Here is an 18,449-nt window from a genome sequence, read left to right as displayed (position 1 = left end):
CGCATACAGCTTCATTTTGTGTCACACCTGTGTGTCACACCGCTCTAATGCTTGCTATCTAGTTGTATTGTTAGGTTTTGGTGGAGCCTAGGGGAGTCGAACCCCTGACCTCTTGCATGCCATGCAAGCGCTCTCCCAACTGAGCTAAGGCCCCTTCCGGGTACTGCCGAAGCAGTGGGCGGACGTTTATGAGACAGCGCGCACGAGTGCAAGAGCAAATTTAGAAATCTGCAAAAAACTGTGCGCCGTCTCTCGCTACGAAAAAGGGCGGCCAGTGGCCGCCCCTATATCGGATCAGTTTTCGTCTTCCGACGACATGTCCTTGATGTCGTCGAGCGAAACATCATCATTGCCGTCGTCATCATCGTCCAGCAGATCGTCATCCAGATCGACGTCGACATTGTCGTCATCATCGAGAACCAGATCATCCTCGGATGCGTTTTCGCGCGCTTTCTTGGTTGCCGCATCTTCGGCATCGGCGGCGATCATCCGGCTCTTGCCGGTTTCAAGTTCCACGATCTCGCCCGTGTAGGGGCTGACGATCGGGTCTTTGTTCAGGTCATAAAACCGCTTACCGGTGGTCGGACAAACGCGCTTTACGCCCCATTCTTCCTTGGGCATGTCAAATCCCCTTGATATCAGGTGAGTCGTCTAAAAGATTCAGTTCACCTGCCACAGGCGGCGGGTGCTGTCAAAGCCTTTGCGCGGAAGAGGACGGGATATGGGGGAACACGCTTTGCCGGGCAGGCCGCCAGTGCCGCTGACGCTGCGCAAATCCGCGCGGGCGCGACGGATCAGTCTGCGGATTTCCCAATTGGACGGACGAGTTACCCTGACCTACCCAAACGGCGTGCCCGAGGTTGAGGCGTTGAACTTCGCGCGCAGCAAGGAAGACTGGATCCGCCAGAATTTGGCGGGTCAGCCCGAGAGGGAGGACGTTCGCGTCGGCGGCCTGATCCCGGTCGAAGGCATTGAGCGCCGAATCGTCCCGGCAACCGGTCGGCGCGTTCAGCTGGGCGCGGACACGGTGGCCGTCCCCGCAGGAGCTGAGGGACGTCGATTGGCCCGTTTTCTCAAGGAACTTGCTCGGGATCGTCTGAGCGAGGCCTGTGATGACTACGCCGCCATTCTGGGCCGGTCCTACACGACCCTGTCTTTGCGGGACACGCGGTCGCGCTGGGGGTCGTGCAGTTCCCACGGCGGGTTGATGTTCTCGTGGCGCTTGATTCTGGCTCCGCCCGAAGTTCTGCACTATGTCGCTGCGCATGAGGTGGCGCATCTGGCGGAGATGAACCACTCGCCGGCTTTCTGGGCGCAGGTGGAGCGTATTTTCGGTCCCTATGATACACCGCGTCGCTGGTTGAGGGACAACGGAGCCGTGTTACATCGCTTCCGATTTGACGGGCCAGCGAGTTGACGTCACCGAATTTTGTGATCACATGAGGGCATGATAACGACACGGCCCACGGACTCGAGTATCGCAACGCATGATCGCGTCTATCGCACTCTGAGATCGCGCATTCTGCACGGAGAGATTGCGCCGGGCGAGGCTTTGACCCTCAGGGGCATTGGCAAGGAATTCGGCGTCTCGATGACGCCTGCGCGCGAAGCGGTGCGCCGGTTGGCGGCTGAGGGGGCTTTATTTTTGTCGTCATCGGGGCGCGTCTCGACGCCCGAGCTGACAAATGACCGGATAGAAGAGCTGGCAGCCCTAAGGGCGCTGCTGGAGGTTGAGTTGGCCAGCCGTGCTTTGCCTCGCGCGCATATGGCGCTGATCGACCGGTTGCAGAGCATAAATATGAATGTCGCCGAGATGGTGACCAAGCGCGACGCGGTGGGCTATATCCGAACGAACCTGGAATTTCATCGGACGCTCTACCTGCGTGCGCAGGCGCCTGCGATGCTGGCCATGGCGGAAACTGTTTGGCTTCAGCTTGGCCCTACCATGCGTGCGCTTTATGGCCGTTTGCGGCGCACCGAGCCGCCGCATTATCACAAGCTAATCATTGCCGCGCTGAAGGCGGGGGACGAGCCGGGCCTGCGCCTCGCGGTCCGCTCGGACGTGACACAAGGCTTGCGGTTGCTGGTGAGCTGAGCAACCAACCGCCGAGCGTCTCGATCAGGTCCAATCTTGGCTTGTCGTTCTGGTTTGCAAGCGCGGTCTGCGCTACTCTAGGGCAAATCACAAACAAGAGCAGATTTTAATCATGATCGATAGACGCAAATTCTCCGTCGGCCTTGGGGCGACCTTGCTGGCCGCATGCAGTGATGCGACCGCACCGGCGCGCGCGCCTGCATCCCGAATGCAGCCTGTTTCCAATGCGGGCTATGATGCCTGGGTGGCGGGTTTCAAATCCCGTGCCTCCTCGCAGGGTATCTCACAATCCACGTTAAATCGCGCTTTTCACGGGGCAGGGTATCTGCCCGGCGTGATCGAACGGGATCGCAATCAGGTCGAATTCAAACGCTCGCTTGAGGATTATCTGGCCATCGCGGCCTCTGATGAGCGGATCAGTACCGGCAAACAGATGCTGCAACGCCACAACGGTGTTCTGTCGCAGATCGAGGCGCAATACGGCGTCGACAAGGAGGTTGTCGTGGCCGTCTGGGGGCTGGAAAGCCGCTATGGCGCGCGACGCGGCGATGTGCCGGTGATCTCGGCGACCTCGACGCTGGCCTATGACGGGCGGCGCGGTGCGTTTTTCGAAAAGCAACTGATCGCGGCCTTGCAGATCATTCAGGCGGGCGACACCTCGGCGGACAATATGACCGGCAGCTGGGCGGGCGCGATGGGGCATACGCAGTTCATTCCGACCTCGTATCTGGCCTATGCGGTCGATTTCACCGGCGATGGGCGGCGCGATATCTGGTCCGAGGACCCGTCGGACTCGCTGGCCTCCACCGCCGCTTATCTGTCGCGGGCTGGATGGGTGCGTGGTCAGCCTTGGGGCGGAGAGGTCGGCACCGTTTCCGGCACACCCATCGCGGTCTTGCAGCCGCAGGTGCCCGGGCCGAAGATCGCAGTTTTCCGTAATTTCAACGTGATCAAACGCTACAACAATTCGGACAGCTACGCGATCGGCGTGGGCCATCTGTCCGACCGAATTGCCGGAGGCGGCCCGTTCAAAGCGTCGTTCGGACCAGATGAAACCGGCCTGACGCTGGAGGACCGCAAAGAGCTGCAACGCCGCTTGACCTCGGCCGGGTTCGATACCGAAGGCGCGGACGGGGTGATCGGCAAGAAGTCTGAGGCCGCGATCAACGGCTATCAGCGCGCCAATGGGCTGCCGGTGACCGGCAAGCCTTCGGTAGAGCTGCTACGCCGGTTGGGCGGCTGACGGTTTACGCCGCCAGCCCTTTTGAGCCGATATCCAGGAACTTCTGACGGCGGTCCTTGATCAGGGCCGCGGCATCCTTGCCGTCCAGCTCTTTCAGCATGGCGGCGATGGCGGCACGGACCGATTCAATCGCGGCCGGACGATCCCGATGGGCGCCGCCTTTGGGTTCGGTGATGATGCGGTCGCAGACGCCTAGCTTGTAAAGGTCCTGCGCGGTCAGGCGCAGTGCCTCGGCGGCCTCGCGCATCTTCTCGGCGTCTTTCCAAAGGATTGAGGCGCAGCCTTCGGGTGAAATCACCGAATAGACCGAATGCTCCAGCATCGCGACGCGGTTTGCAGTTGCAAAGGCGACGGCCCCGCCAGAGCCACCTTCGCCGATGATGACCGAGACCAGAGGCACGCCGATTTTCAGGCACATCTCTGTCGACCGGGCAATCGCTTCGGACTGGCCGCGTTCTTCCGCGCCCTTGCCGGGATAGGCCCCGGCGGTGTCGATCAGGGTCACGACCGGCAGACCAAACCGCCCGGCCATCTCCATCAGGCGGACGGCTTTACGGTAGCCTTCGGGACGGGCCATGCCGAAATTCCGTTCGATCCGCGATTTGGTGTCAGAGCCTTTCTCATGCCCGATCACCATCACCGGCTGATCGTTGAACCGGGCCAACCCGCCAATTACGGCCAAATCGTCGGCAAAGTTGCGATCCCCGGCCAGCGGAGTGAACTCGGTGAAAAGCTCTTTGACATAGTCCTGACAATGGGGCCGTTCGGGGTGACGTGCGACCTGACATTTCCGCCAAGGGGTCAGATCGGCATACAGCTCATCCAGCAGCTTGGCGGCTTTGGCGTCCAGAGCTGAGGCTTCCTCGGCCACATCCATCTCTTCATTGGCGCGGGCCAGGGCGCGCAGCTCTTCTGCTTTGCCTTCGATCTCGGCCAGCGGTTTTTCGAAATCCAGATACTGGGTCATGACGCCTCTCAACGCGGAAGTTCCCTGCTATATGACGTGTGGTCGCTTGGGATGCAACTCAGCAAGATTTGTGAGAGCCGATTATGCGACCACGATTGGGAAGAGAGAAGGAAGGGATGCCAGATGGCAACCAGTTACGAGGACCGCATCCTGCGGGTGCTGACCTATATCCACGATCACCCCGATGGAGATCTGTCGCTGGATGCGCTGGCCGATGTCGCCGCGATGTCGCGGTTTCATTGGCACCGCGTGTTCCGCGCTTTGACAGGTGAAACCTGCGCCCAAGCGGTACGTCGGATACGGCTGCACCGTGCTGCGGTCCAGCTGGTCCGGTCAGACAGCTCGGTTTCGCAGGTTTCGCATTCCGTTGGCTACCCCAACCCGAACTCTTTCATCCGGGCCTTTACCGAGGCCTATGGCAGCAGCCCCGCCGCTTTCCGCAAAGCCGGTCAGTTTCTGCCAGCCCATCCAAACTTCAAAACCGGAGGATATCCGATGCATCCCGTGACCACCCGAACCGAACCCGCCCGCCGCGTGATCGCCTTGCCGCACAAAGGCGCATATTCCGAAATTGGCAAGAGCTTTGAAGCGTTCGGCGCGTTGTGCGAATCTCGTCAACTTTGGCCGCAAGTTGGCCCTGTAGTTGGTATCTACTTTGACAGCCCCGATGAGGTGCCAGAGGATCAACTGCGCAGCTATGCAGGGGCCGAATTCCGTGGGGAAGGTACCCCCGATGGGATGGAGGACGTGCAGATCGCCGGAGGAAAGACGGCGGTATTAACCTACAAGGGGCCCTATTCTGGCTTGGAGGCCGCCTACCACAGTCTGTTCGGGAATTGGTTACCTGAATCAGGGGAAGAGCCAGCAGATCAACCCTGCTATGAGATCTACCTCAACGATCCGCGCGAAACTGCGCCCGAAGATTTGTTGACCGAGATCTGCCTGCCGCTGAAGTGATCAGCTTGGCCACAACACCGGATAGAGCGAGGCCACAAGCAGGGCTGCCATTGTCCAGTTGAACACCACCAACCGGCGCGGATTCGTCAGGAGCCGCGCCATTTGTTGCCCCAGAACCGTCCAGGTGCTGACCGAGGGCAAATTGACCGCTCCGAACACAAGCGCAACGATGATGATGACATTGAGGGTCTGCCCTGGCGCATAAGCCGTTGTCGCGGTCAGTGCCATCGCCCAGGCCTTTGGGTTGACCCATTGAAAGGCGGCGGCCTGCAGAAAGCTCATCGGCGTGCCCACGTCAGCGCCTTTCACAGCCGGTGCGGCATGCGCGACCTTCCACGCCAGATACAACAGATACGCGACCGAGGCCGCCTTCAGCACCGTGTAGCTGACCGGGTATTGGTTGAAAACCTGCACCAGACCCGCGCCAACCAGCAGCACCATGAAGGTGAAGCCAAGCCCGATACCCAACATATGCGGAATCGTACGCCGAAAGCCGAAATTGGCGCCAGATGCCATCAGCATCAAGTTGTTCGGTCCCGGCGTAATGGACGAGACGAAGGCAAAGGCGATCAGGGCCAGAAGGATATCGTAGGTCATGCGGGGGATATTTACCGCAAATGGCGCAAATGAAATTGCGTTATTGTGCGTGAATGATCTAGTTTGACAATTTATGACTAAGATGGATCGAATAAACCGCGAAATATTGCGTGAACTCTCATCGGATGGGCGCATCAGCAACCTTGAGCTGGCAGATCGTGTCGGGCTATCTCCCTCGGCCTGTTTGCGCCGCGTGCAAGAGTTGGAGAAGGCCGGAGTCATTACCGGTTACCGCGCTATTCTGGACCCGACCGCGCTTGGCAAGGGGTTTGTCGCCTATATCGGCGTTGGTCTGGGAGAGCATACAAAAGCCGCTCAGGAAGGGTTTGAACGGGCCTTGCAGCGCGCGCCCGAAGTGGTTGAATGCCACAATATCACCGGCACGATCGAATACCTTTTGCGCGTGGAATGCGCGGACCTTCCGTCCTACAAGGTATTTCACACCGATGTGCTGGGAACACTGCCCCATGTCACGTCGATCACGTCTTACGTGGTTATGGGGTCGCCCAAGGATTTGCGGGCCTAGCTTTCCTCTCACGCTGGCATCACACCCTTGCGGGGTAAAAGCTCAGGTCTTAGGGTCGTCATCAAAGACGCCCAAGACAAAAAGGGCGCGTTTACTGGGAGACCAACATGAACCAACTTCAAATTGGGTTGATCGCGGCCGCGCTCACCATTCTTGCTGGGCACGTCGGAGCGGCCCCGCTCAAGCTGGAACCGGCTGACCCGCAACCTGGAAATGTGCAATCCGGCCTAGACGTAAAATACGCTTGGAACGGAAATAGCCGCAAAATTCGCGACTTGAGCCACGCCAAATCCTTGCTGCCTAAGGCCGAGGCCGGGACACCTCTGCTTGGATTGGACTACCGTGACACCAACAAGGGTGAAGCTGTTCTGACCTTTGCGGAAGCCTTCAACGTCGCGGCCGACATAAACGGCTACATTCGCTTTGATTCCCCTGGCATTTATGAGCTTGAAACCTGGTCCAATGATGGGATTGAGGCATTTGTCGGGGGGCAACAAATCGGGTATGTAAGGGGCATTCAGGGTTGCGAGGCCAACCAAAGAACCGAAGTCGAGGTTCCAAAAGCCGGATGGTATCCACTTCACATCGTCTACTTCCAGAAGCTCGGCACCTCTTGTTTGATGATGAAATGGGGCAAGCAGGGCGAAGACTTTACTTGGACACCTGATAGCGCATTCGGCCGTTGAAAGCAGGACCCGCAGTAAAAAGAGCGCCAAATAGGCGCTCTTTCATTTTTTGGCTTAGCCGTTCGCTGCGATCAGTTCGGATTGCGCCACGATGACCTCGGCCTGTTTGATCGAAGCGATGTCGACCAGGCGGCCTTTGTAAACAGTGGCCCCTTCGCCATTTGCTTTGGCCTTTTCCATCGCGGCCAGGATTTCGCGGGCCTCGGATACAGCCTCGTCCGACGGGGTGAAGACCTGATTGGCCAGCGCGATCTGCTTGGGATGGATCGCCCATTTGCCGACCATGCCCAAAGTTGCTGAGCGTTTGGCTTGCGCGATATAGCCCTCATCGTCGCTGAAGTCCCCAAAGGGTCCATCGACCGGCAGAACGCCATGGGTGCGGCATGCGGCGACGATGGCCGCTTGCGCCCAATGCCACGGGTCTGACCAGTGCTTTTCACCTTCGCGCAGCATGTAGTAGTTTTCTTGCGTGCCGCCGATCCCGGTGGTCTGCATGCCCATGGACGCCGCGAAATCCGCAGCACCCAAGCTCATCGCCTGCATCCGGGGCGATGAGGCTGCAATTTCCTCGACATGGGCAATGCCGGCCGCGGATTCGATGATCACCTCGAACGAGATCGGCTTGCTCCGACCCTTGGCGCGCTCAATTGCGGTGACCAGAGCGTCCACGGCGTAGACATCCGCCGCGCAGCCGACCTTGGGGATCATGATCTGGTCAAGGCGGTCTCCGGCCTGTTCCAGTAGGTCCACTACATCGCGGTACCAATAGGGCGTATCCAGCCCGTTGATCCGAACGGACATGTATTTGTTGCCCCAATCGACGGAGTTCAGCGCCTCGATGACATTGGCGCGGGCGAAGTCCTTGTCAGAGGGTGCAACCGAATCCTCAAGATCCAGGTTGATCACATCCGCAGCAGAGGCCGCCATCTTCGGGAACAGCTTGGTGTTCGAGCCGGGGCCGAACAATTGGCAACGGTTTGGCCGCGCCGGAGCGGCGGGTTGGATGCGGAAACTCATCGGGACCTCGCAAGAGTAATGAAGTTACGTTTTGGTTCTCGTTCGGGATATTAAATTGCGCAATGCGGCGCAAGGGTCATTGTGCAGATGCGGCAATGCGCGCGCAGCATTTCTTGCGCAAGGCGCAGTTCGCGGGTGCTTAAAGTTTGTTCAGTTTAAAAACTTCGAAGAATTTTGCGACCAGACGTCAAAACGCGCGAAAAAATATTGGTGAGGGGACATATGTGGTGAGAATTCGCGAAACGCTCGTTCACGTGGTTCTTTAGTTTGGCGCGGAATCAAAGGAGTGCGATGCAATGATCGAGACACCGTATCTGTTGTTTTTGGGCGATGCGCCCGACCAGTTGGCTGCGAAAGTTGCCATCGGCATCCGTGACTGGCGTCCGGAAAACGCTGTAGGCCAGTACCGCATGGAGGGCTGCAAGGCCGATCTGGGTATGACCGACATGACTTTGGCCGCGGCCAAAGAGGCCGGCGCGAAGACGCTGGTTATCGGTGTCGCCAACCGCGGCGGCGTGATCAGCGAGGCCTGGAAAACCGTTCTGATCGAGGCGTTGGAAATGGGCTATGACATCGCGTCGGGCCTGCACAACCTGTTGCGGGACGAAGGCGATCTGGTTGCGGCCGCTCAGACCCACGGCTGCACCCTGCACGATGTGCGTGTGCCGACCGTTGGTTACCCCATCGCAAACGGCAAGAAGCGCAGCGGCAAGCGTTGCCTCGCAGTTGGCACCGATTGCTCGGCGGGTAAGATGTACACGGCGATGTCGATGGATGCCGAGATGCGCAAGCGTGGCATGAAATCCACGTTCCGCGCTACCGGCCAGACCGGTATTCTGATCACCGGCCAAGGTGTTCCGCTCGACGCGGTTGTTGCGGATTTCATGGCGGGTGCTGTCGAATACCTGACGCCCGACAATGATGAAGATCACTGGGATCATATTGAGGGGCAGGGCTCTTTGTATCACGTGTCCTATTCGGGCGTTACGATGGCTCTGGTTCATGGCGGCCAGCCTGATGCGCTGATCCTGTGCCATGAGCCGACCCGGACCCATATGCGCGGCCTGCCCGAATACTCGCTGCCGACGCTGCAGCAGCTGCGCGACACGGCCCTGCCGCTTGCACGGGTTGGCAATCCGGCCTGTCAAGTTGTTGGCATCTCGGTCAACACCCAGCACCTGAGCGAGGATGAAGCCACGGCCTATCTGGCCAAGGTCGAGGAAGAGATGGGCCTGCCTACTACTGACCCTTACCGCTTTGGTGCGGGAAAACTGGTGGATGCTCTGTCCGCTCTGTGATCAAAGAAACCCGCCGGTGGATCGCCTCCGGCGGGCGAATTTTTGAAAAGATGAAGGAGCAGGCGCGTGCAGGTTGAGGTCTCTCGTGATGTGTTTCGGCTGGCGCAGGTGTTTACCATCTCGCGCGGGTCGCGAACCGAAGCAAAGGTTCTGACGGTTCGAATTTCAGACGGAACCCATCAGGGCTGGGGCGAATGCGTGCCCTACGCGCGCTATGATGAGACGCTTGAGTCGGTCGAGACTGAAATCGCGGCGCTGCCTGTCGAGTTCACGCGGCAATCGCTGATGGACCTGCTGCCCGCCGGGGCCGCGCGGAACGCTGTGGACTGCGCTCTTTGGGATTTGGAGTGCAAGCGTGCGGGCAAGCGCGCTTGGGACCTGGCCGGTCTGCCGGTTCCGGGGTCTGAAATCACCGCCTATACCCTGTCTTTGGCGACGCCCGTCGCGATGCAGAAGCAGGCAGCAGAAAACGCGCATCGGCCGCTTTTGAAGATCAAGCTGGGCACCCCAGACGACATGCCCCGGTTGGAGGCCGTGCGCGCGGGCGCGCCAAAATCCAAGATTATTGTCGACGCCAACGAAGGTTGGTCGGCTGAGGTTTATGCGGACCTGGCACCGCATCTGGTGCGGCTGGGTGTAGAACTGGTCGAGCAACCCTTGCCCGCTGGCGAGGACGACGCGCTGATCGGGATGGAGCGTCCGGTGCCTGTCTGTGCTGACGAATCCTGCCATGATCGGACCAGCCTGCCCAAACTAAAGGGCAAGTATGATGTGGTGAACATCAAGCTCGACAAGACCGGAGGTCTGACTGAGGCTTTGCTGCTGCGTGAGGCGGCGTTGGCTGAGGGCTACAAAGTCATGGTCGGCTGCATGGTCGGCAGCTCTCTGGCCATGGCCCCTGCGACATTGCTGGCACAGGGTGCGATGGTGACAGACCTTGACGGCCCGCTTCTGTTGGCCGAAGACCGCACCAACCCGCTGATTTTTGACGACGCCGGAGTGCATCCGCCTAGCGTGGACCTCTGGGGCTGAGGAGAGTGACATGACCCGCACCGTTTATGTGAATGGCGAATACCTGCCCGAAACCGAGGCCAAGGTATCCATTTTTGACCGTGGTTTCCTGATGGCAGATGCTGTCTATGAGGTGACCAGCGTTCTGGATGGCAAGCTGATCGACTTTGAAGGCCACGCGGTGCGCCTGAAACGTTCTTTGGACGAGCTGCAGATGGCTGAGCCTTGCACCAAGGATGAGTTGCTGGAGATCCACCGCAAGCTGGTCGAGTTGAACGAGATTGACGAAGGTCTGGTCTATCTGCAGGTCTCACGCGGCAGCGATGGGGACCGGGATTTTGTGTTCCCCTCCGCCGACACCAAGCCGACGCTGGTTCTGTTCACGCAAAACAAGCCTTGTCTGGCGGATAGTCCTGCGGCGCAAAAGGGCGCCAAGATTATCTCGATCGAGGATATCCGCTGGGGACGTCGTGACATCAAGACCGTACAGCTGCTCTACCCGTCGATGGGCAAGATGATGGCCAAGGCTGCCGGGTGTGATGATGCGTGGATGATCGAAGACGGTCATGTCACCGAGGGCACCAGCAACAACGCCTATTTCGTGAAGAACGGCAAGATCGTCACCCGCCCGCTGTCGAACGAGATCCTGCACGGTATCACCCGCAAGGCCGTTCTGCGCATGGCTGCCGAGGCGCAGATGGAGGTCGAGGAACGCCTATTCACTATCGACGAGGCCAAAGAGGCGGATGAGGCTTTCACCACCTCAGCCAGTGCCTTTGTTATGCCGGTGGTTGAAATTGATGGCGTGGCGCTGGGCGACGGCACCCCTGGCCCAATCGCCAAACGTCTGCGCGAGATCTATCTGGACGAAAGCCGCAAGGCAGCCATTTAAGCGCGCTGGATCAGGGCCTTTTGGGTAAGGCTCTGATTAATACACATTGGTTGGCTGTAGATCGTGCCAACCAATCCGTGCAAGAGCTTTAATTGCTCTGAGTTCTGACCCGATCCGCGATTTTCCTGCATTCTGCAGCTATCCTACGCGCATGAAGTGTTCAAAGGTCATGTAAGCCTGCGCGAATTGCGCGGTCAGCAAGGTCGGTTGGTCATCGCAGGGGTTTTTTCGCCGATCTCCTTCCAATCAGTGTTGGATATGTCCGCCTTGCATAGCGGCTAGACCGTAACTGGCGTTGTCGGCCACGCGGCCCTTTCCTATCTGCTCGCTGTATCCAAAAGGAACACAAAAATTGCCGGGGAATACGCCTCGGTCTGAAAGGAAAGAAGATGGCACATACTGCAACACTCACCCCCTCGACCTTCAATTTCGGCGCACGCGTTTCCGCACTTATTGAACGCATCAAAGTCGCACGGGCTCGGGCTGCCGAATACCAGCGGACCTACTCCGAACTGCAGCGGCTCAGCAATCGCGAGCTGGACGATATCGGAGTCCGTCGCTGCGATATCGCTGATATTGCGCACAAGCACGCTTACTGCGCCTGACCTACCCCACCACTCACACGCGAAGAGGCGTCCTTCTGGGCGTCTCTTTTGCATTTGATGGGCTGCACATCCACGCGCCACTTGCAACGAGGGCCACAAAGCTGTAGAGCGCCCCGGTGGCATTGCGTCCACGAGAATCAAAACCAAGAAACGCCGTGTTTGGCCCATCACGCTTCGGGGGTCACATCCGGCTTAGGAGAAGCGATATGAAACTGAACGAATTGCGCGATAACCCAGGCGCCGCACCGAAACGGACCCGCGTTGGCCGTGGTCCGGGCTCCGGCAAAGGTAAAATGGGTGGCCGTGGTATCAAAGGTCAGAAATCCCGTTCGGGTGTGGCCATCAACGGCTACGAAGGCGGCCAGATGCCGCTGTACCAGCGTCTTCCCAAGCGTGGCTTCAACAAGCCGAACCGCAAGGAATTCGCCGTTATCAACCTGGGCCTGATCCAGAAATTCGTCGACGCCGGTAAGCTGGACGCCAAAGCTGCGATCACCGAGGACGCTCTGGTTGCTTCGGGTCTGGTTCGTCGCAAGCTGGATGGTATCCGCGTTCTGGCCAAAGGCGAGGTTAGCGCCAAACTGAACCTAGAAGTGACAGGTGCTTCGAAAGCTGCCGTTGAGGCAGTTGAAAAAGCGGGCGGCTCACTGACGGTCACAAAAGCTGCTGCGGCAGAGTAAGCGCTTGTGAGCGGGCGAAGACCCGCTTACATAGAGCACTAAGTTTTCCCAGACGCCGCCCGAGCCGGAAAACGGTTCTGGGCGGTGTTTTCATAAGAGAGACCGATTTATGGTATCAGCAGCAGAACAAATGGCAGCCAACACAAGCTGGTCTGCCCTTGGCAAAGCCACCGATCTGCGCAACCGCATCCTGTTCACACTAGGTTTGTTGATCGTTTATCGCCTTGGCACCTTCATTCCGGTGCCGGGGATCGACGGACAAGCGCTGCGTGAATTCATGGAGCAAGCGGGGCAAGGCATCGGCGGCATGGTTTCGATGTTCACCGGCGGGGCGCTGGGTCGAATGGGTATCTTTGCCCTCGGCATCATGCCCTATATCTCGGCCTCGATCATCGTGCAGCTGCTGACATCCATGGTTCCCGCGCTTGAGCAACTCAAGAAAGAGGGCGAGCAGGGGCGCAAGAAGATCAACCAATACACTCGTTTCGGTACTGTGGCGCTGGCTACCGTTCAGGCCTATGGTCTGGCCGTTTCGTTGGAATCAGGTGATCTGGCGACTGATCCGGGCCTATTCTTCCGCATGTCGACCATGATCACTCTGGTCGGCGGTACCATGTTCCTGATGTGGCTGGGTGAGCAGATCACTGCGCGCGGCATTGGCAATGGGATCTCTCTGATCATCTTCGTCGGCATCATCGCCGAGGTTCCGGCCGCTCTGGCGCAGTTCTTTGCCTCGGGTCGTTCGGGCGCAATCAGCCCCGCTGTGATCGTTGGCGTGATCCTCATGGTCATCGTCGTGATCACCTTTGTGGTGTTCATGGAACGGGCCTTGCGCAAGATCCACATTCAATACCCGCGCCGTCAGGCCGGTATGAAGGTTTACGAAGGCGGCTCGAGCCACTTGCCGGTCAAGGTCAACCCGTCGGGCGTTATCCCCGCGATCTTTGCAAGCTCGCTGCTGTTGCTGCCGGTGACGATTTCGACCTTCTCGTCGGGTGCTGCCAACGGTCCGGTTATGTCGTGGCTGCTGGCGAACTTTGGCCCCGGACAGCCGCTCTATCTGCTGTTCTTCGCGTCGATGATCGTGTTCTTTGCGTATTTCTATACGTTCAACGTATCTTTCAAGCCGGATGACGTGGCCGACAACTTGAAAAAGCAGAACGGTTTTGTGCCCGGCATCCGCCCCGGCAAGAAAACCGCCGAGTATCTGGAATACGTGGTCAATCGCGTTCTGGTTCTGGGTTCGGCTTATCTCGCGCTGGTCTGTCTGCTACCAGAAATCGTTCGGAACCAGTTTGCCATCCCGTTCTACTTCGGTGGCACCTCGGTTCTGATTATCGTCTCTGTAACCATGGACACAATCCAACAGGTTCAGAGCCACCTGTTGGCGCACCAATATGAAGGGCTTATCGAAAAGTCCCAACTGCGCGGCAAAGGCAAGAAACGCGGCAGAAAGGGAGCTGCTCGTCGATGAATATCATTCTGCTTGGCCCCCCGGGTGCCGGTAAAGGTACCCAAGCGCGTCATCTGGTCGAAACACGAGGTATGGTGCAGCTTAGCACTGGTGATATGCTGCGCGAGGCCAAGGATAGCGGCACCGAGATGGGCAACCGTGTGGCCGAGGTTATGGCCAAAGGGCAGCTTGTAACCGATGAGATCGTGATCGGTCTGATCCGTGAAAAGCTGGACGCAGGCGCAGAGGGCGGTTTCATCTTTGACGGCTTCCCGCGCACATTGGCACAGGCCGACGCGCTGGGTGACTTGCTGGACAGCACGGGCAACAGCTTGGATGCCGTTATCGAGATGGAAGTCGACGACGCCGCGCTGGTCGAACGGATTACCGCGCGTTCGACATGTGGCGGCTGTGGCGAGGTCTACAACGACATCACCAAGCCAATTCCAGCGGACGGCAAATGCTCCAATTGCGGCAAAGAGAATGACTTCAAACGCCGCGCGGATGACAATGAGGAAAGCCTCAAGACCCGCTTGATGGAGTACTACAAGAAAACCTCGCCGCTGATCGGCTACTATTATGCCAAGGGTCAACTGACCAAGATCAACGGACTGGGCGAAATCGAAGAGGTTCAGGGCGCGATCGAAGCTGCCCTAAGGTAACACATCTTGACAATTGAATGCGTGCGTTTGACGAGGTATCACTTCGGCCAACGCGCGCATTTTTTGTTGGGAGATAGCTATGAGCCTATCGCTTAAATCGCTCGCGATGACGTCCGCTCTGACTATGGCAGCAATCGGTGCTTGTGCAGAACAGACGCCGGTGACCATCGACAACTTTGTCCGTGCGGCGACAGATATCGAATTTCGGAAGTATCTGGCGCAGTCGGGCAGCGTCAACACGCTGTTTCACGTGCGCGAGCCTACACCGTTGGATAGGCAACCGACGATCCGCATGAACCGGGATACGCTTTACAGCATGGCGGTGGTTGATATTTCGGACGGCGCTTTGCTGACCGTGCCGGAGACCGGGGATCGCTATGTCTCGGTTCAGGTTGTCAATCAGGATCACTACGTCAACGACGTGTTCCTTGGCGGTGGAACTTATGAGCTGACGGTCGAGCAGTTCGATACGCCCTACGTTGCGCTGTTGTTTCGGTACCTCGTCGACTCGGAGGACCCCGCAGACATAGCCGCAGTGACTGCATTGCAGGATGGGGTCACGCTGCAGGCCAATTCCGCGCGTCCCTTTGACGAAGCGCATTACGACAAGGATGCGTTTGAAGAGGTGTTGAGCGCCGCATTGGAGCTTGCCCGTTTCTCGCCAGACAGTACTGGCACATTCGGTTCGAAAGAGGCGGTTGACCCTGTGCGCCACCTGCTGGGAACAGCGTTCGGTTGGGGTGGCTTGCCAGAGGCGCAGGCCTTCTATCTGAACGTCGAACCGGGGCTGGAGCTGGGGGCGTACAAACTAGAAGTTCCCGCCGAAGTTCCAGTTGGCGCGTTCTGGTCGGTCAGCCTGTATAACACGGCGGGGTTCTTTGAAGAGAACGATCTGGGTGTCTACGTGATCAACTCGGTGACGGGCGACAGCAACCCGGATGGCTCGATGACGGTGCATTTCGGTAGATGTGAAGACGGCCGTGTGAATTGCCTGCCGATCATGGAGGGATGGAACTATACTGTGCGTCTCTACCAGCCCGCGCTCGAAGTGATCGACGGGACCTGGACCTTCCCTGAAATCGAGCTTGCGGAGTGAATTCGGGATCAATATGCGATCTGCGCTTGACGCGCGGGTCGCGCGACACTAATTGACGCTATCTCGGAAGAGAATCGAATTGTGCGCGGGTATTCCGTTCACATGATCATATCATAAAATGCTGAGCCCTCTGGCGACACTGCCACGGTAAGGCGTTGTGAAAAAAGGTTCTGGAGTTACGGAACCGCAACGAAAAGGAAAGTGACACGTGGCACGTATTGCCGGCGTAAACATCCCGACTGCAAAGCGGGTACCAATCGCCCTCACATATATCACCGGAATCGGCAACACCTCGGCCAAAGCGATCTGCGAAGCCGTGGGCATTGAAGCGACCCGTCGCGTCAACGAACTGTCCGACGCCGAAGTTCTGAAGATCCGCGAATTCATCGACGAAAACTTCACCGTCGAAGGTGACCTGCGTCGTGAAGTTCAGATGAACGTCAAGCGCCTAATGGACCTGGGCTGCTACCGCGGTCTGCGTCACCGCCGCAACCTGCCGGTTCGCGGTCAGCGTACCCACACCAACGCTCGTACCCGGAAAGGCCCCGCAAAGGCCATCGCTGGTAAGAAGAAATAAGGGAGGGTCTGACTGATGGCACGTGATAAGACTCGCGTTAAGCGCAAAGAGCGTAAGAACATCGCATCGGGCGTCGCCCATGTGAACTCGACCTTCAACAACACCAAGATCCTGATCTCGGACGTACAGGGCAACGCCATCTCGTGGTCGTCTGCCGGTACCATGGGCTTCAAAGGGTCGCGGAAATCGACACCCTACGCCGCTCAGATGGCTGCAGAAGATGCAGGCAAGAAGGCGCAGGAACATGGCGTCAAGACGCTGGAAGTCGAAGTTCAGGGCCCCGGTTCGGGTCGTGAATCGGCTCTGCGTGCACTGGCTGCCGTGGGCTTCAACATCACGTCGATCCGCGACGTGACTCCGATCGCTCACAACGGCTGCCGCCCGCCGAAGCGCCGCCGCGTCTAAGCGATTTTGAATTCAGCTGGGGCTGCGTTTTTGCGCGGCCCCAGCATGTCATTTTGAACCTCGGGCGTCTGCACCTTGTTGGTCATGGGGCGCGGACAGGAATGGAGGGATTACATGATCCACAAGAATTGGGCAGAATTGATCAAGCCGACCCAGCTGGACGGCAAGCCGGGCAACGACCCTGCACGTCAGGCGACTCTGGTTGCTGAGCCGCTGGAGCGTGGCTTTGGTCTGACCCTGGGCAACGCGCTGCGCCGCGTTCTGATGAGCTCGCTGCAAGGCGCGGCCATCACCAGCGTTCAAATCGACAACGTCCTGCACGAGTTCTCCTCGGTTGCGGGCGTACGTGAAGACGTCACCGACATCATCTTGAACCTCAAGGGCGTGTCGCTGCGGATGGAAGTCGAAGGCCCCAAGCGCCTGTCGATCAATGCCAAAGGCCCCGCAGTTGTGACCGCTGGCGACATCAGCGAAAGCGCCGGCATCGAGGTTCTGAACCGCGATCACGTCATCTGCCACCTGGATGATGGCGCAGACCTGTTCATGGAACTGACGGTTAACACCGGCAAGGGCTACGTCTCTGCTGAGAAGAACAAGCCTGAAGATGCACCTATCGGCCTGATCCCGATCGACGCAATCTACTCGCCGGTCAAAAAGGTTGCCTATGACGTTCAGCCGACCCGTGAAGGTCAGGTTCTGGACTATGACAAGCTGACTCTGAAGATTGAAACCGACGGTTCGATCACGCCGGAAGACGCGCTGGCCTATGCCGCTCGTATCCTGCAGGATCAGTTGTCGATCTTCGTCAACTTCGACGAGCCGGAATCGGCTGGCCGCCAGGACGAGGACGATGGTCTGGAGTTCAACCCGCTGCTGCTGAAGAAAGTCGATGAGCTGGAGCTGTCGGTCCGGTCGGCAAACTGCCTGAAGAACGACAACATCGTTTACATCGGCGATCTGATCCAGAAGACCGAAGCCGAGATGCTGCGTACGCCGAACTTTGGCCGCAAGTCGCTGAACGAGATCAAAGAAGTGCTGTCCGGCATGGGTCTGCACCTCGGCATGGATGTCGAGGATTGGCCGCCCGACAACATCGAAGATCTGGCGAAGAAATTCGAAGACGCGTTCTAAGCGCGTCTTCCCCAATGCCCGGGATTTCCGGGGACAATACGGGCACTTCCGCCCCAAGGAGAGTCGGTGACACGCATCGCCGGCCAGACAAAGCAAAACGCAAGATAGGAATTGAAAAATGCGTCACGCACGTGGTTACCGCCGCCTAAACCGTACTCATGAGCACCGCAAGGCTCTGTTTGCAAACATGGCAGGCTCGCTCATCGAGCATGAGCAAATCAAAACAACTCTGCCCAAGGCAAAAGAACTGCGCCCGATCATCGAAAAGCTGGTCACTCTGGGCAAGCGCGGCGACCTGCACGCCCGTCGTCAGGCCGCAGCACAGCTGAAAGAAGACAAAGACGTCGCAAAGCTGTTCGAAGTTCTGGGTCCCCGCTACGCCGAGCGTCAGGGCGGTTATGTCCGCATTCTGAAAGCTGGCTTCCGTTATGGCGACATGGCTCCGATGGCGATCATCGAATTCGTTGATCGTGACGTCGACGCCAAAGGCGCAGCTGACAAAGCTCGCGTTGCAGCCGAAGAGGCCGCAGAAGAATAAGAAAGCCTACAGC

Annotated in this window: 22 protein-coding genes and 1 tRNA gene; 18 read left to right on the top strand and 5 right to left on the bottom strand. The window is 58.4% G+C overall.

Annotation, left to right across the window (positions count from 1 at the left end; genetic code table 11):
• Window positions 1-78: 78 nt before the first annotated feature.
• Both ACP15L_RS09340 and ACP15L_RS09335 read right to left on the bottom strand, forming a co-directional pair.
• Window positions 79-154 (bottom strand) — tRNA-Ala (locus ACP15L_RS09340).
• A 140-nt stretch (window positions 155-294) separates the two neighbouring features.
• Window positions 295-621 (bottom strand): TIGR02300 family protein, encoded by a 327-nt coding sequence (locus ACP15L_RS09335; protein ID WP_170377607.1) that lies wholly within the window; start codon window positions 619-621, stop codon window positions 295-297.
• Window positions 622-721: 100 nt separating this feature from the next.
• On the opposite strand from ACP15L_RS09335, the gene ACP15L_RS09330 reads away from it, so the two are divergent.
• The 3 genes from ACP15L_RS09330 (at window position 722) to ACP15L_RS09320 (ending at window position 3,338) form a co-directional block, all read left to right on the top strand.
• Complete coding sequence (locus ACP15L_RS09330) at window positions 722-1,417, top strand: M48 family metallopeptidase (RefSeq protein ID WP_425083945.1); 696 nt, start codon at window positions 722-724, stop codon at window positions 1,415-1,417.
• Window positions 1,418-1,447: 30 nt separating this feature from the next.
• Window positions 1,448-2,095, top strand: coding sequence for a GntR family transcriptional regulator (locus ACP15L_RS09325; RefSeq protein ID WP_170377611.1), 648 nt, complete (start codon window positions 1,448-1,450; stop codon window positions 2,093-2,095).
• A 112-nt stretch (window positions 2,096-2,207) separates the two neighbouring features.
• A complete protein-coding gene (locus ACP15L_RS09320) occupies window positions 2,208-3,338 on the top strand; it encodes a lytic murein transglycosylase (RefSeq protein WP_425083944.1) in 1,131 nt (376 codons plus the stop codon).
• A gap of 4 nt (window positions 3,339-3,342) precedes the next feature.
• Here the strand turns inward: ACP15L_RS09320 and ACP15L_RS09315 are convergent, their stop codons facing one another.
• On the bottom strand, window positions 3,343-4,305 hold the full coding sequence (locus ACP15L_RS09315; protein WP_170639227.1) for an acetyl-CoA carboxylase carboxyltransferase subunit alpha: 963 nt from the start codon (window positions 4,303-4,305) through the stop codon (window positions 3,343-3,345).
• Window positions 4,306-4,428: 123 nt separating this feature from the next.
• Here ACP15L_RS09315 and ACP15L_RS09310 point away from each other — a divergent pair, with 123 nt between their 5' ends.
• Window positions 4,429-5,262 (top strand): AraC family transcriptional regulator, encoded by an 834-nt coding sequence (locus tag ACP15L_RS09310; protein WP_425083943.1) that lies wholly within the window; start codon window positions 4,429-4,431, stop codon window positions 5,260-5,262.
• On the opposite strand, the gene ACP15L_RS09305 is transcribed toward ACP15L_RS09310, so the two are convergent.
• Window positions 5,263-5,859 (bottom strand): LysE family translocator, encoded by a 597-nt coding sequence (locus ACP15L_RS09305; RefSeq protein WP_425083942.1) that lies wholly within the window; start codon window positions 5,857-5,859, stop codon window positions 5,263-5,265.
• 73 nt (window positions 5,860-5,932) lie between these two features.
• Here ACP15L_RS09305 and ACP15L_RS09300 point away from each other — a divergent pair, with 73 nt between their 5' ends.
• Window positions 5,933-6,385, top strand: coding sequence for an Lrp/AsnC family transcriptional regulator (locus tag ACP15L_RS09300; protein ID WP_425083941.1), 453 nt, complete (start codon window positions 5,933-5,935; stop codon window positions 6,383-6,385).
• Between the two features lie 107 nt (window positions 6,386-6,492).
• Window positions 6,493-7,071, top strand: coding sequence for a PA14 domain-containing protein (locus ACP15L_RS09295; RefSeq protein WP_425083940.1), 579 nt, complete (start codon window positions 6,493-6,495; stop codon window positions 7,069-7,071).
• Between the two features lie 54 nt (window positions 7,072-7,125).
• On the opposite strand, the gene ACP15L_RS09290 is transcribed toward ACP15L_RS09295, so the two are convergent.
• Window positions 7,126-8,088 (bottom strand): L-malyl-CoA/beta-methylmalyl-CoA lyase, encoded by a 963-nt coding sequence (locus tag ACP15L_RS09290; RefSeq protein WP_425083939.1) that lies wholly within the window; start codon window positions 8,086-8,088, stop codon window positions 7,126-7,128.
• A gap of 296 nt (window positions 8,089-8,384) precedes the next feature.
• On the opposite strand from ACP15L_RS09290, the gene dgcN reads away from it, so the two are divergent.
• From dgcN to rplQ, 12 genes are all read left to right on the top strand, one after another.
• Window positions 8,385-9,386 (top strand): N-acetyltransferase DgcN, encoded by a 1,002-nt coding sequence (dgcN, locus tag ACP15L_RS09285; RefSeq protein ID WP_425083938.1) that lies wholly within the window; start codon window positions 8,385-8,387, stop codon window positions 9,384-9,386.
• A 66-nt stretch (window positions 9,387-9,452) separates the two neighbouring features.
• Window positions 9,453-10,418: an N-acetyl-D-Glu racemase DgcA gene (gene dgcA, locus ACP15L_RS09280; RefSeq protein WP_425083937.1), complete on the top strand. Its 966-nt coding sequence runs from the start codon at window positions 9,453-9,455 to the stop codon at window positions 10,416-10,418.
• 10 nt (window positions 10,419-10,428) lie between these two features.
• Window positions 10,429-11,289, top strand: coding sequence for a D-amino-acid transaminase (locus tag ACP15L_RS09275; protein WP_425083936.1), 861 nt, complete (start codon window positions 10,429-10,431; stop codon window positions 11,287-11,289).
• A 389-nt stretch (window positions 11,290-11,678) separates the two neighbouring features.
• Window positions 11,679-11,894 (top strand): DUF1127 domain-containing protein, encoded by a 216-nt coding sequence (locus tag ACP15L_RS09270; protein ID WP_170472137.1) that lies wholly within the window; start codon window positions 11,679-11,681, stop codon window positions 11,892-11,894.
• Window positions 11,895-12,100: 206 nt separating this feature from the next.
• Window positions 12,101-12,574, top strand: a complete 474-nt coding sequence (rplO, locus tag ACP15L_RS09265; RefSeq protein WP_170377635.1) for a 50S ribosomal protein L15 — start codon at window positions 12,101-12,103, stop codon at window positions 12,572-12,574.
• Between the two features lie 109 nt (window positions 12,575-12,683).
• Window positions 12,684-14,048 (top strand): preprotein translocase subunit SecY, encoded by a 1,365-nt coding sequence (secY, locus tag ACP15L_RS09260; RefSeq protein WP_170555668.1) that lies wholly within the window; start codon window positions 12,684-12,686, stop codon window positions 14,046-14,048.
• Window positions 14,045-14,689: an adenylate kinase gene (locus ACP15L_RS09255; RefSeq protein ID WP_425083935.1), complete on the top strand. Its 645-nt coding sequence runs from the start codon at window positions 14,045-14,047 to the stop codon at window positions 14,687-14,689. Before secY ends, ACP15L_RS09255 begins: the two co-directional genes overlap by 4 nt.
• Before the next feature lie 79 nt (window positions 14,690-14,768).
• Window positions 14,769-15,785 (top strand): DUF1254 domain-containing protein, encoded by a 1,017-nt coding sequence (locus ACP15L_RS09250; RefSeq protein ID WP_425083934.1) that lies wholly within the window; start codon window positions 14,769-14,771, stop codon window positions 15,783-15,785.
• A gap of 208 nt (window positions 15,786-15,993) precedes the next feature.
• The gene (rpsM, locus tag ACP15L_RS09245; RefSeq protein WP_170377641.1) at window positions 15,994-16,362 is read left to right on the top strand and encodes a 30S ribosomal protein S13; all 369 of its coding nucleotides are present in this window, start codon (window positions 15,994-15,996) and stop codon (window positions 16,360-16,362) included.
• 15 nt (window positions 16,363-16,377) lie between these two features.
• On the top strand, window positions 16,378-16,767 hold the full coding sequence (rpsK, locus tag ACP15L_RS09240) for a 30S ribosomal protein S11 (RefSeq protein WP_008757289.1): 390 nt from the start codon (window positions 16,378-16,380) through the stop codon (window positions 16,765-16,767).
• Window positions 16,768-16,881: 114 nt separating this feature from the next.
• Window positions 16,882-17,898, top strand: coding sequence for a DNA-directed RNA polymerase subunit alpha (locus tag ACP15L_RS09235; RefSeq protein ID WP_170377644.1), 1,017 nt, complete (start codon window positions 16,882-16,884; stop codon window positions 17,896-17,898).
• A gap of 118 nt (window positions 17,899-18,016) precedes the next feature.
• Window positions 18,017-18,436 carry a 50S ribosomal protein L17 gene (rplQ, locus tag ACP15L_RS09230; protein WP_170334079.1) on the top strand — a complete coding sequence of 140 codons (420 nt, stop codon included), beginning with the start codon at window positions 18,017-18,019 and terminating at the stop codon, window positions 18,434-18,436.
• The last annotated feature ends 13 nt before the right edge of the window (window positions 18,437-18,449 follow it).

It is taken from the genome of Ruegeria profundi, assembly GCF_049800715.1.
Lineage (GTDB): Bacteria > Pseudomonadota > Alphaproteobacteria > Rhodobacterales > Rhodobacteraceae > Ruegeria > Ruegeria profundi_A.
This window is presented reverse-complemented; position numbering and strand designations above follow the sequence as displayed.